General features: G+C 67.3%; 11 protein-coding genes and 1 pseudogene. 3 read left to right on the forward strand and 9 right to left on the reverse strand.

The features are described from left to right. Positions 1-10 precede the first annotated feature (10 nt). From BJ963_RS09210 to sigJ, 6 genes are all read right to left on the reverse strand, one after another. The gene (locus BJ963_RS09210) at positions 11-3208 is read right to left on the reverse strand and encodes a LamG-like jellyroll fold domain-containing protein (protein ID WP_179456133.1); all 3198 of its coding nucleotides are present in this window, start codon (positions 3206-3208) and stop codon (positions 11-13) included. 176 nt (positions 3209-3384) lie between these two features. Next, on the reverse strand, positions 3385-3684 hold the full coding sequence (locus BJ963_RS09215; protein ID WP_246298020.1) for a hypothetical protein: 300 nt from the start codon (positions 3682-3684) through the stop codon (positions 3385-3387). A gap of 115 nt (positions 3685-3799) precedes the next feature. Next, entirely contained in the window at positions 3800-5002 is a 1203-nt protein-coding gene (locus tag BJ963_RS09220) for an AAA family ATPase (RefSeq protein ID WP_179456135.1), read from the reverse strand. Between the two features lie 54 nt (positions 5003-5056). Beyond that, a complete protein-coding gene (locus tag BJ963_RS09225) occupies positions 5057-5956 on the reverse strand; it encodes a DUF6578 domain-containing protein (protein ID WP_179456137.1) in 900 nt (299 codons plus the stop codon). A gap of 141 nt (positions 5957-6097) precedes the next feature. Further along, positions 6098-7207: a lipocalin-like domain-containing protein gene (locus BJ963_RS09230; RefSeq protein ID WP_179456139.1), complete on the reverse strand. Its 1110-nt coding sequence runs from the start codon at positions 7205-7207 to the stop codon at positions 6098-6100. Between the two features lie 75 nt (positions 7208-7282). Further along, the gene (gene sigJ, locus BJ963_RS09235; RefSeq protein WP_179456141.1) at positions 7283-8185 is read right to left on the reverse strand and encodes an RNA polymerase sigma factor SigJ; all 903 of its coding nucleotides are present in this window, start codon (positions 8183-8185) and stop codon (positions 7283-7285) included. 158 nt (positions 8186-8343) lie between these two features. Here sigJ and BJ963_RS09240 point away from each other — a divergent pair, with 158 nt between their 5' ends. Together BJ963_RS09240 and BJ963_RS09245 are read left to right on the forward strand one after the other, a co-directional pair. Continuing rightward, positions 8344-9090 (forward strand): SDR family oxidoreductase, encoded by a 747-nt coding sequence (locus tag BJ963_RS09240; protein ID WP_179456143.1) that lies wholly within the window; start codon positions 8344-8346, stop codon positions 9088-9090. A 30-nt stretch (positions 9091-9120) separates the two neighbouring features. Continuing rightward, a complete protein-coding gene (locus BJ963_RS09245) occupies positions 9121-9945 on the forward strand; it encodes an NAD-dependent epimerase/dehydratase family protein (RefSeq protein WP_179456145.1) in 825 nt (274 codons plus the stop codon). Between the two features lie 52 nt (positions 9946-9997). On the opposite strand, the gene BJ963_RS09250 is transcribed toward BJ963_RS09245, so the two are convergent. From BJ963_RS09250 to BJ963_RS09260, 3 genes and pseudogenes are all read right to left on the reverse strand, one after another. Further along, complete coding sequence (locus BJ963_RS09250) at positions 9998-10396, reverse strand: cupin domain-containing protein (RefSeq protein ID WP_179456147.1); 399 nt, start codon at positions 10394-10396, stop codon at positions 9998-10000. A 201-nt stretch (positions 10397-10597) separates the two neighbouring features. After that, a pseudogene (locus tag BJ963_RS09255) lies at positions 10598-11281 on the reverse strand (FAD-binding protein); the annotation flags it as partial. After that, positions 11274-11786 (reverse strand): copper resistance protein CopC, encoded by a 513-nt coding sequence (locus tag BJ963_RS09260; RefSeq protein WP_179456149.1) that lies wholly within the window; start codon positions 11784-11786, stop codon positions 11274-11276. The gene BJ963_RS09260 and the pseudogene BJ963_RS09255, both read right to left, overlap by 8 nt. Positions 11787-12047: 261 nt before the next feature. Here BJ963_RS09260 and BJ963_RS09265 point away from each other — a divergent pair, with 261 nt between their 5' ends. Then, positions 12048-12485, forward strand: a complete 438-nt coding sequence (locus BJ963_RS09265) for a hypothetical protein (RefSeq protein WP_179456151.1) — start codon at positions 12048-12050, stop codon at positions 12483-12485. Positions 12486-12541 lie beyond the last annotated feature (56 nt).

Consider the following 12541-nt stretch of genomic DNA (forward strand, 5'->3'; position numbering starts at 1 on the left):
TTGCAGCGTGTCAGGGAGCGGGGACGGGGACTTGGGACAGCGCGGTCCGTGGCAACGCCACCGGATAGAGAGACACGTCTGCGATCTGCCCGTCGAGGATCTGCAACGGTGTGGATCCCGAGCCGGCGGCCCCGAACACCACCGCGCCCGTGGCCGCCTTGTCGTCGGCCGGTGGGGTGTAAGTGGTCGTGGTCGCCTCAGTGAGGTCCTCGTCGTGAACGACCAGCATGACCTGCTTGTTGATCGCATCCCACACGCCGGATACGGTCACGAACCGGGGCGTCGCCGGAATCGCCGCACCCTTTGCGCACGCTGTCATGAGTGTCGCGCCCTGAGAGCGGACACAGAACTGCCAATAGCCGCCCGAGTTCTGGAGATAGAACCCGGCGTTGGCAGCCCCGCTGGCCGAGACGATCGTCTGGGCTTCGCTTCCACCGTTTGCCTTCACCCGGGCCGAGACCGTGAACGATTTGGTGGTGTCCACCACGCCTGCCGCCGTGGTGGTGGGGACGTAGACCGCGACGAAGCCCCGGCTTCCTTCGACGGCTGCGCCACCCTCACAGGCCGGAACGACGCTCACGAAGTAGTCCGTCCCGATCCGGCAACGGAAGATCTCCCGAGCCTGATACCCCGACGGAACGTCCGCCGCGGTCTTCCAGTCGTACCCGATCGGGCGCCCCGTGAGCCCCGTCCCCTCGCAGGTGGCGGACGTGGAGAGCATGTTGCCCACGCCGTACTTGCACGCATAGAGCACTTGCGAGTTCACGGGTTGTTTGCTCCCCGCACCGTATCGGGCGACGTGCCCGAGCGTAAATTCGAGCGTGTATCCGGGCACCTGCCCCCCGTCGACCTCGGTGGCGTGCCCGACTCCCGGCTTGATGTATCGATTCAGGGCGGTCAGCCCGACCGACGTCAACTGAGGGTCGTTCTCGCCGGCATCATTTCCCCACCCGTTGAAGCTCCCCATCGTGACAGAGGCCGTCCCGATCACATCAGAAAACCCGACTGGTGGATCCGTGTCCGCCTTCCACAGGTGGCCACTGGACAGATCCAGCGGCAGGGTCGTGTCCACCTGCGCGCCTGCCGCAGAGGAGTTCGTTGACGCATCGAACGAGACGTTGCCGGCTTTGTCGTACGCGGCCACCCACAGCGTCGAGGGATTCGCGATCGGCGCAACGGTGACGGTTGCTCCTCCGGAAGCGGAGGCGCAGATCACGCGCACTGTCCCTACCACTCCTGCGGCGCACCCCGGCAACTCGGTCGTGTACGAGGTGACCGGCGCCGCCGGGCTGGAACTCGTCTTCGCGGTGTCCGTCCACCAGAGTTGATATCCGGCGATCTGCTCACCAGGTGCCGGCGTGATCGTCGCCGTCAGAGGCGATCCGATCTGGGCACCCCCTGACGTATCGATGGAGACCGTCGGTAGTGCCGGCGCGCTCGAGTCGACGACGAAATAGCACCACGGAGAATCTGTCGCGGAGTCCTGGATGTTGTCGCTTCCTCTCGCCGACCACGCGTATTTCTCGCCGTCGATGAGCTTCTCCACAGCGCTCAGCGTCGTGGAGGCCGGATCGATCGTGTAGGTCAAGTTCGCGCCCTGAGCCTGGAAGGACGTCGGGGTGGTCTTCACGGCACCGGTCGAGATCCTCTTGAGGAAGAAGTTGGCGGCCGTCGGCTGATCGGTGTCCGGGTCGGTGACGTTCACCTTCATCGTGATCTTCGCTTTCCCATACACGTAGGAGGGATTGTTCGGATCGGTGCTGCAGCCTCGAGACGGCGCGGTCATTGCGGGATTCACCGGCTGATTCGGCCGGGAGTTATAGGTGACCGTGAGTTTTGCATCCCAGCGGAAGTGCTTCCGGGACAACGAATTCCCTTCGTCCGCGGTCCTGAGCGCCAACACGATGAACGGAGCCGAGTAGATCGCGGCGTCCTGCGCGGTGGGAGTGGCGGAGAACCCGACCCACGCCGGGTTGGGGCTGCACGGACCGCCGTTGTTGTATGCCTGGGCATCGATCGCACGCACCCACAGTCCGGGGTCAGTGTTCCAGGTGAAGCCCACAGCCGAGCCACCGTACTGCCAGAGTTGGGTCCACGTGCTCGCGCAGCTGTTGGCCCAGTTCTGCACGACATCGAAATGAGCGCTCGAGACAGATTTCCCAGCGAGGAATGTCGTATCGAACCGGTAGAAGGCGCGCGACAGATAGCCGACCCCGTTTTGGATGCCGTACCCGACGCTGTTCTCCGGGGGATTCAAGTACGCCTGGTTCGGGTAGGCCCGGTCTGTATACCAGTCGTACTGCAGGTATGCGCTCCAGTCCGGGTCGACGTACAGCGGATACGTGACGTCCCCGTCAGTCACGGCTCCGACGTCCAGCACCGACTGCGAGCCGTCCACTGTCGCCTCGACGGCTTTCGGCTCGACAGCCCCCGCGGACTCCGCGCTGGCGCTTTCGTGTGACGAATCCCACCACAGCGGCGTCGCGGCGACCACGGGGTCCCCCGTCCCGGTGTGGGCCTGCATGGTGTCCGTCTCGGTCGCCATCACCAGCCGGGCGCCCTTGATCGTCAGGCGAACCTCGTCCAGCCGCGGGTCCGCTGCCGCATCCGCCGTCTTCACGACCAGGACTTCACGCATACCGGCCTTCGTCGCGGTCACCCGCAGGTCGACGTCCGGCAGGACATTCGCGAACACGGCGACGCTCTTGCTCACGGTCGGCACGGGAAGATCGCCGTACGGCCAGCTCTCACTGACCCAGTCGCCCGACTCCGACTTCACAGAGACGATGAGCGCGGAACCGCCTTTGCCGATTCGCACCGGGACGGCAGCGACCTTCGGTTCGTAGCCGCTTTCCTTCTCAACAAGTGTCGTATCCACGGCAGTCCAGACGCCGTCGACTTCCGCCTGTTCGGGCACCTGACTGCTCACGGCCTCCATGTACCCGTCAGGGCGTGCCTTGACGAGGACGTTCGGCGATGACTGGTCTGCGACGACGACATCGTGGTTGTGGGTTGCGGCCACTTCACGTGCCGCCGCCTCGGACTCGGCCTGCTGAGAGTCGGCAGGCGCTTCAGCGGCCGGCGCGCTGTCCATGGCTTGTGCCGGCTGTGGGGCGGCGAGCGACCCGGCCCCGAATGCAAGGCACAGGCCCGCGGCGAGCAGAAAAGCGGGCAACCGGTATGAACCGGCAGCAGAAAACAACTTCACGAATAATCCCCCCGAGACACTGGCCGCCCCGGCGGCCAAGCCACGCCCTAGCCGCCCGGCGAATTCCTAATCAATTCTCATCGAACTGTATGGACCATCGTGGTATGCCCCAGTTCGGGGGCTTGACCGGAGGGGGACGTTATCCCGCCGTGGAGAAGTCCCTACAGACAACGCGTTCACCCTCGGCGCGGCGCTCGGGGAGCTCGCACTAGCACCGCGGTGAGGACGATGGTCATCAGGACGCTGTAGAGCCAGCTTCCGACGACCGCGAGCAGCACGAGCCAGCGCTGGGGCGACGGCGTCGCCGCGACGGACCAGATGGCGGCGCCGAGGAAGGCGGACATGACCAGGGTTGCCGACCACCGTGCGGTCAGCCGCCAGGCCATCCCCCACGTGCTCACCGGCCGCGCGGGCATCGTGACACCCACCAGCCATCCGCCAGGCTGCACGATGCCCGGCGCTCGGCTCTCTTTCACGGGCTGACCGCCAGGCGCCGTCCCGTCAGCAGGCGCGCGACCGTGCGGTCCCATCGTTGCCGCCGGGCCGGGTAGCTCACACGCCAAAATCTACACCGGAGCACGCGGCGAGCACTCAGCGGGTGGGCCAGTGCCAGGTGGGACGGTCGAGGAGGCCCTCCTGGCCGCGCACGAGCGTCTCCCCGAGCTGCTTCTGCAGCTCGATGTGACGCAGATCGTCGGCGACATCGCGGTCGGCCGCCGAGCGCTGGATCGCATCCTGCAGCTCGTGCGAGTGCGTGACGACCACGAGCTGCGCGTTGGCCGACGCGGCGACGATCAGGGAGCCGAGCGCGGGGAGCAGGTCGGGGTGCAGGCTCGTCTCGGGCTCGTTGACGACGAGCAGCTGCGGCGGACGCGGCGACAGCAGAGCGGCCGCCCAGAGCAGGAAGCGCAGCGTGCCGTCCGACAGCTCTGCGCCCGCGAGCGGACGGAGAAGGCCGGGCTGCCGGACGGCCACCGAGAACTGGGCGCCGTCGACCACGATCTCGACCCGGCTGCCGGGGAAGGCCGCATCCACCGCCGCATCGAAGGGGTCGCCCCCGCCCGACTCCCGGATGGTCTGGATGGCCGCGGCCACGTCCGTCCCGTCGGCGGCGAGCACCGGCGTGCGGGTTCCGAGCTGCGGAAGCCGCGCAGGGGCCGCCGTGTCGGTGCGGAAGTGGTCGTAGAAGCGCCACGCGCGCAGGTTCTCGCGCACTCTCAGCACCTCGGGGGCGCGAACGGGATCGACGACCTCGGTGAGGATGCTCTCGAACGTGCGCAGAGACGTGCCCAGCTCCGTCCAGTCGCCCTCGTCACCGCGGACGCGGACATGGCCGCCGCGTCGCTCGGCCGCCAGACTCGACGGTCGAGGCGCCGGGCCCGTCCACACGGTCTCCAGCTTCAGCTCGGGATCGCGGCCGAACGCGGTGTCCGTGCTCGGCTGCGGCAGCCCGAGGTCGAGGGCGTAGCCGAGTCCCATGCCGCCGTCGTCGAGCTGAACGCCCAACCGCAGCGCGACCGGATCACGACGGACCGTTCCCTGGACGGGCGCGTCGCCCTGGAGCATCGCCCGCCCGAGCCGCTCCGGACCGGCCCACAGGGTGGAGTCGAGTCCGCCCTCGCGCGCGACCGCGACGACCACCGCATCCCGCCCGCAGGCCGCCAGCAGCCGCAGCGCCCGGTAGAGCGAAGACTTGCCCGCCCCGTTCGCACCGGTCACCACGGTCAGGCGCCCGAGCGGGACGACGAGGTCGCGCAGCGAGCGGTAGCCGGAGACGGCGACGGTGGAGATCACTCCGGGATCGTATCGGGGGCTACCGACGCGGTCACCAGCGCCCGCACAGTGAGGTCAGACCGCGTCGACCCACGGAACGAAAGGATCGCCGGACCGGGCGCGCTCCACACGCTCGAGGGCGGACCCTCCCACCACGACCACGGTGCCGCCGAGGGGAAAGCGCGAGACCGATGTCCTCGCCTCGTACACGCGCCCCTCGGCCGCCGTCGCGATGGAGGTGATCGTCCAGCCCTCCACCGTCTCAGCGAACCGCCCGGCCGCGGCCGCGGCGACGAGGTCGCGGAGGACGGCGATGCCCGATTCGTCGTCGGTCAGCGCCCACTCCGCGTACTCGATCTCCGCCGTGAGCTGATCGAGGTCGGCGTTCCACCGCACAGCGGCTGCCCCCTCGCGGCGCGGCTGCAGCGTGACGGAGGCGTCGTCGCGGCCGCGGAGCACGTCCACGGCGTCTCCGAACTCGGACGCTACGTCCGTGATCAGCTTCGTCAGCAGGGGCAGCATCCGCGGCGGCGGCGGGCCATCGATGTCGAGCGTGGGCGACAGCTCGACCTCGGGAGCCGGATCGGGAAGGAGCGTTCCGGAGGGGATGCGCAGGCGCACCCGGTAGTCCGGGCCGCCATAGCCCGCCGGATGGTCCTCGGTCGGCACCCGGTCGACGTCGCGTTCGATCCGATCGTCGGGATCGTTGGTGCGGTAGTGAGCGCCGGGGACCGGGACCATCCGCTCGTACGACGCGACGATCCGCTCGACGCGCCCGGTGACATCGGCGAGAGGGACACGGTCGTCATGCGGATGGAGCTCGTGCGCATACGTGGGCACGCCGTCCTGGGCAGGCGAATCCTGGGTGAGAGCGCGGACCGTGAGGGTCACCTCCTCGCCTGCTGCGAAGGGCGTGCCGCAGCAGGCGAACTCCGCGGAGAACACGAGTACGTCGATGGCGGAGACGGCGTCCATGGAGCAACGGTACCGGGACGCCCCTCACGCGACCCCGGTCACCCGCGTCCGCTCCAGCACGTAGCCGACGGCGACCGCCCCGTGGCACGGACTGTGGCGCTTCGTAAAAGTCGCGCGCGGTATGGGTTCGACGCAGCATTTTCAAGCGGGGCGAACCGGAGACCGCTCGTCGGTGCGAGCATGCCCGAAGTACATGAGCTCCCAGATCGCGTCGTCGGTGAACGACTCCACGAGTTTCGCGCCTGACCATCGTTCGATGGTGAGCTGCCCGACGAAGCGCAGGTAGGCGCCGTCGAAGCGGATGAGTCGTGCGGCGAGCTTTCGGAGGCCCCCCATCTGCTCGACGAAGGTGTTGGCAACGAGGTCGCGCTCGCGCTTGAACGTCACGACATACCGATCAGTCCCGTCGTCGTAGTAGTACGACGTGACGTTCGCAACGGGCTTGCCCGTCTTCGGGTCCGTGTGGGCGTCTTTCGCGAGGAAACGCACGAACCGTGCGTCGTCGGCCACGATCTGACCCTCGCGGGCGAGCATGAAGATCGGGATCGGATCGTAGCCGTACTTCTCGTGCGCGGTGATGTACGAGGCGATGACGGCGTAAGGGCCGGCCTGGCCGCGCGCCCAGTACCAGTCGTGGATGATCGACATCATCCCGACGTTGCCCCAGTTGTGGTCGTGATATCCGACGCCCGTCACCTCGGTGCGGACCCCGCCGACCTCGTATGAGCCTTGGACTGCGCCTTGCGGTACGGCGGGCAACCAGGAGAACTCCAGGTCGCGCTTCTCACCGAACACGAGGTATCCGGTCTCTGGACGCCAGGGTCGTATCTGCGCGTCGAGGGTGACATGAACCTTCACGTCGTCGACCTCCGCGTCGATCTCGTAGTGGGTCAGGTCGCCGGTGAAGCGGTTCTCGCCGATCCGCACGTCGGCGTGGTCTGTGGCCGCTGAGAACGAGTCCGCCGGGTAGTCGCGGATGAAGTTCAGGCTGCGTCCGTCCGGTAGGTCGAGGTTCATGCGGATCATGGGACTGAGGGGGCGCTTGGGTGCGGAGAGGTCCTTCGTCATGAAGATCACGACGAGCTTCGCGCCATTGTCGAGATGGGCGTCGAAGTACCACCACTCGTAGGTTCCGCTGCGGCCGTCGGTACGAGCGCCGTCCTCCCAGGGAGTGATCTCGTCTCGGCTGATGCCGATGCGCCGATAGTCCTGGTCCTGATTCGCGATGCTCGCGGTGTGCGTCGTAGCCACGCGCTGTCTCCAATCGCGGCGCGCGGAGAGGCGCCGTCGATGAACAGGACCGGATACACGGAGGAGATGTGAGGTTCAGTTCCAGAGCGTGAGCTTGTCCGGGTTCATCATCAGACGGACGTCGGTCACGAGGCCGGCAACGACGTCGAGGGTGACGACGCCGATGATGCGGCCTTCGTCCCAGAGTGCGAACCCGAGCCCGTCGGGGGTCTCTTGGTCCAGAACCGCGGCGTTCGGGTTCTTCCGCAGCGCGCCGAACAGGAATCGAGCCACCTTGTCCGCGCCGAAGACCGGGTTGCGGGCCGCGGTGACGATGCCGCCGCCATCGGAGCGGAGTACCACGTCCGGGTCGAGGACGGTGATGAGACTGGCGATGTCGCCTGTCCGTGCCGCATCGGCGAACGCTCGCACGATCTCGTCGTGCTCAGCACGGGACGCGCGGCGGCGGCGGCTCTGTTGCACACGCCGACGAGCCGAGGTCGCGAGCTGCCGACACGCCGCAGGGGTGCGTCCGACGATCTCGGCGATCTCGTCGAAGGGCATTGCGAACACGTCGTGCAGGACGAACGAGACCCGTTCCGCGGGTGTCATTGCTTCCAGTACGACGAGCAGAGCGGTGCTGATCGACTCGTCGAGGGTGACACGTTCGAGCGGGTCCACGGCGGCATCCGTCACAGCAGGGAACGCGTATGCCGGGACCGGCTCTGGAAGCCACGGACCGACGTATCGCTCACGCCTGCGGCGTGCGGAATCGAGGATGTTCAGGCAGACGCGGCTGGCGACGCGGGTCAACCAGGCTCGTGGCACCTCGATCGCATCGCGCTCCTCCTGACTGAGCCGGTACCACCGGATGTACGTCTCCTGCACCGCGTCTTCGGCCTCGGCGACGGTGCCGAGCATCCGGAATGCGAGGGAGACCAGGTGTCGTCGCTCGCCCAACACCTCAGCATGGAGCGCCTCACGTTCTTCGGGGGTCATCACGTCCTCCTTTCGACTATCTGACCGGGCTACCGACCGATCTGTGAGGCAGAACCTCACATCCGGGCCGCCTGCGCTGTCGTGGAGGGTATGAACGGAAAACCTCACTCCCATCATCTCCCGATCCCGAATCACGCCGAGGTCTGGGAGGTGACACGATGAAGATCGTCGTCGCCGGTGCGACCGGCTCCCTGGGAACACAGGTCGTCGAGGCGGTTCGCGCCGCGGGCCACGAGCCGGTGTCGATCAGCCGAGAGACAGGTGTCGACCTCATCAGCGGCGTCGGACTCACGGAAGCACTTCGGGGCGCATCCGCGATCATCGACGCGTCCGCGACGAGCAGCACCTCCACGAAGGCGTCCATCGAGTTCTTCACGACCGTGACGCGGAATCTGCTCGCCGCCGAACGTGCGGCGGGCGTACCCCATCACGTCGCGATCTCCATCATTGGCGCCGCAAAGGTCAACGCCAACTACTACGCGGGCAAGGCCGCCCAGGAGGAAATACTGCGAGCAGAGCCGGATGGCTGGTCGCTGCTGCGTACGACACAGTTCCACGAGTTCGCCAGGCAGCTCGTCGGCCACGGCAAACTCGGCCCGTTCCAGGGTGTGCCGCAGATGCGGTCGCAGCCGGTCGCGGCCACTGAGGTCGCTGCCGAGCTCGTGGCCATCGCCTCCGGTGATCCTCGCGGGATCGAACCCGAGCTCGCGGGGCCGCAGGAGGAGAAGATGTCCGACCTGGTACGGCGATACCTTGCCGCGACCGGCCAGCGCCGGCCCGTCATCGAGCTCTCGATCCCCGGAGCCTGGGGTCGTGGCATGCGGGACGGTTCTCTGCTGCCGAAGGCGGGGACGCGTCGTGGACGGCAGACCTTCGATGAATGGCTCGCCACGCAGAGCCGCTGACTCAACGAGACCCTCTAGAAAGGACGACCAATGCGCATCTTCCTCGCCGGTGGCTCCGGCGTCATCGGAATCCGACTGATCCCGGCGCTTGCCGAGGCGGGACACGACATCACTGCGACGACGCGTCGCGCGGAGAACATCGACTACCTCAGAGATCGAGGCGCCCGCCCCGTCGTGGTCGACGTCTACGACGCCCCGCATCTGACAGCCGCCATGGCGGACGCCGCGCCCGATCTCATCCTGCACGAGCTGACCGACCTGAGCGACTTCGACACCGAGGCCAACGCCCGGCTCCGACGGGCCGGCACCGCGAACCTGGTCGCCGCAGCGCAAGCCGCGGATGTGGGCCGCATGATGGTCCAGAGCATCGCGTGGGCCTATGAAGAAGGCAATGCGCCGGCCGTCGAGGACGACCCGGTCCAGGCCGGCTCACCGATCGAGGTGATGGAAGACCTCGTGTGTCGCCTTCCCCACGCGACGGTGCTCCGCTACGGCATGCTCTACGGGCCCGACACCTGGTACGCGCCGGGCGCCCGCATGGCGAACGCTGTCACAGCCGGGCTTGTCCCCGCCACGCCGGCGATCACCTCGTTCGTTCACATCGACGATGTGATCACCGCGACCGTTCAGGCCATCGAATGGCCCGATGGGGCGTACAACATCGTCGACGACGAGCCGGCGCCCGCTACCGAGTGGCTTCCCTCATACGCCGCCGGGCTCGGTGCCCCCGCGCCGACGGTCGCGGACCTGCCGGCAGGTTCCCCTTTGGGTCGAGGGGCCTCCAACACGAAGGCCCGCGCCGCCGGCTGGAGCCCGATGTACCCGACCTGGCGCGAGGGCTTTCCTCGGGTTTGACGCGAAGGAGGGCGGGAGCACGACTGAGCCGTGCTCCCGCCCTCCTTGTCTGTCACACCGCCGGACGCGGATGACGCAGGTGCGCCCGCTCGGCCAGCTCCTCGTCGCTCACGAAGGTGAGCATTTCCTGATCCGGCGCGCAGACCATCACGGCAACGAAGACGGTGCGGGCGTCGGTGAGGTTGTTGGCAGCCTGGTAGTGGATGACGTCGCCGCCAGGCTCCCAGAACGCCTCTCCGGCGCGGATGACGCGCTCCGCTTCGCCCTCCAGCTCGAAGACGAGTTCGCCCTCGATGAGATAGCCGAAAACCGGACCGGAATGCCGGTGTGGCGGCGAGCCGGCCGAACCGGGTTCGAGCTCGATGGTCACCGTCATGACGTGCGACGGGCCGAAACCCTGACCCAGATTGGCCTGATCCAGCAGGCGGATGTTGGGGGCAGAATCAGCCATTCCTGATGCTCCATTCTGGACGACCAGATGTCGTCCCTTTTGCGAGTGCGACGGGCTGTCGCGTTGATGGTGAGGCGAGCGTGGTCACGGGAACCTTTTCGCCTCAGGGCGTCTACTCGACGAGCTTCCCGACTGTGGAGACGTCTCGGATGAGTTCGGTGATCTCATCGGGAACGGGCGGGATCGCTTCGCGGGTCACGCCGCTCGTCGGTGACCAGACGAGGTTGACCTGGAGCGACGGGTCGAGGTCCGGGTAGTCGCTGCGGTTGTGGCATCCGCGGGTCTCGCGCCGCCTGCGGCGAGGATCACCGCGTCGGCATGGATCAGGTAGCGGGTGCCGTCGGCGACATCGAACCCATAGGCGCCGAACACCGCATTGTCGCGGACCAGAAGCCGCGTGATGTAGATGCCCTCGAAGATCGGCACGCGAAGCTGCTCGACGCGAGCGACGAGCGCGCGCTGAATCTCCAGGCCGGTGTAGTCGCCAGCGAGCGCGGTGCGCCGCCAGGTGTGGGCACCGAAGAAGCGTTGCGAGATGCGCCCGTCCGTCTCGCGCGCGAAGGCCATCCCGTACCGTTCGAGATCGCGGATGCCTTCCTCCGCGCCGCGGGTGACGACCTCGACGGTGTACGGGTTGGCGAGGAAGTAGCTCTCTGTGATCGTGTCGGCGGCATGCTGCTGCCAGGTGTCGGCCGGGTCAATCGTGCCGAGAGCGGCATTGATGCCGCCGGCTGCGAGGGAGGTGTGCGCGTCCAGGCGAGGGCGTTTGCCGACTGCGATCACATCGACGCCGGTCTCCGCGAGCTCGATCGCGGCCCGAAGCCCCGACCCGCCGGTGCCGATCACCAGGACGGCGGTCGCCAGTCGGCGCTCGGTGTTATTCATGGTGTATCTCCTTCTGGCCTATAGCGGCCTTCTTTTCGTGACGTCCGTAGACCGTGATGAGCCCGTAGGCCATGTAGACCAGCGGTACGCCGACGACGACGAACGCGCCCACGAGCGCCCAGGACGCATCCGTGGCCGTCAGTACCGTGTCGAGAGGATTGGTGTCCGCGACCGCGGTCCCAAGGGTGAACCTGAGGACACCCGACATCGGCGCGCCGTCGAAGGAGACGACACTCCATCGAATCTCGTACCGGCCATCCGGGGCATCGGGCTTCACTGTGGCGGAAACGACCGTCCCGTGCTCCACGACCGCGGCCCCCGCCGTCCAGTCGCCCCCGTGCTCGTCGGCCAGGACGACGGTCGCACCGGACTCCTGCACGGCTGCTCCGAAAGTCAGGTCAATCTGCGCCGGCATCGTCGCGATGCTCGCCCCCGCCTCGGGGGTGCTCGACTCCAGCGGGCTATGCGCCGAAGCACGCTGCGCGGGCGACAGGAAGATCAGCACGAGAGACAGCACGACAGCACCAGCACGTCCCCATCGAGAGTGTCTGTGGCTTGATCGCTCCGCGGTGTGCATCTGGCTTCCTTCGTGTGGCTTCGTCTGCCGGTCTCATCAGTCACGACCGGGCAGCGCCTCGCGATGTGAGGTCTTGCGGCAGCGTCCTCACGAAAGGACCCCATACGCGGTCATATCCAGTGACACCCGAGCACGGCGCGGAGCGCGGGCGTACTGACCGTGCCGCCCAGATCGAAGGAGAAACCCCCAATGACCGTCTTCATCCGAATCGGACTCGCGATCTTGTTCCTCGACGAGTTCGTGGTCGGCGCGTGGAACGCGATCTCACCGGAGACCTTCTACCGCTACTTCCCGACCGTCGACCTGACCCCGCCGTTCAGCGAGCACTACGCCCGAGACTTCGGCGGCGCGACCCTCGGCATCGCGCTCCTGCTCGGCATCGCCTTCTTCAAGCCGAAGGCACACTTCGTGATCCCCGCAGCGCTGGCCTACTCGATCTTCGCCGTGCCGCACTTCTTCTTCCACATCGCACATCTCGAAGGCGCCACTGTCGGTGAGGCCATCGCTCTCACCGCCGCGAACGCATCGGTCGCCCTGCTCGGCATCGCGATCATCCTCGTCACGATTGCGCGCGACCGGCGCATCGCTGTGCGTCAGACGGAAGCCGCGGCTCACCCGACCTACTGACAGCGAGGAGTCAGAGCATGTCCAGGATCGTTGTCGTCGGAGGCACCGGCACCGTA

Source organism: Leifsonia soli (genome assembly GCF_013408745.1).
Lineage (GTDB): Bacteria > Actinomycetota > Actinomycetes > Actinomycetales > Microbacteriaceae > Leifsonia > Leifsonia soli.

Excerpts from the sequence above, each read along its gene's own strand:
- BJ963_RS09225 (WP_179456137.1), bottom strand. The coding sequence starts at position 5,956 with ATGGACGCCGTCTCCGCCATCGACGTACTCGTGTTCTCCGCGGAGTTC.
- BJ963_RS09245 (WP_179456145.1), top strand. The coding sequence starts at position 9,121 with ATGCGCATCTTCCTCGCCGGTGGCTCCGGCGTCATCGGAATCCGACTG.
- BJ963_RS09240 (WP_179456143.1), top strand. The coding sequence starts at position 8,344 with ATGAAGATCGTCGTCGCCGGTGCGACCGGCTCCCTGGGAACACAGGTC.
- BJ963_RS09265 (WP_179456151.1), top strand. The coding sequence starts at position 12,048 with ATGACCGTCTTCATCCGAATCGGACTCGCGATCTTGTTCCTCGACGAG.
- sigJ (WP_179456141.1), bottom strand. The coding sequence starts at position 8,185 with ATGACCCCCGAAGAACGTGAGGCGCTCCATGCTGAGGTGTTGGGCGAG.
- BJ963_RS09250 (WP_179456147.1), bottom strand. The coding sequence starts at position 10,396 with ATGGCTGATTCTGCCCCCAACATCCGCCTGCTGGATCAGGCCAATCTG.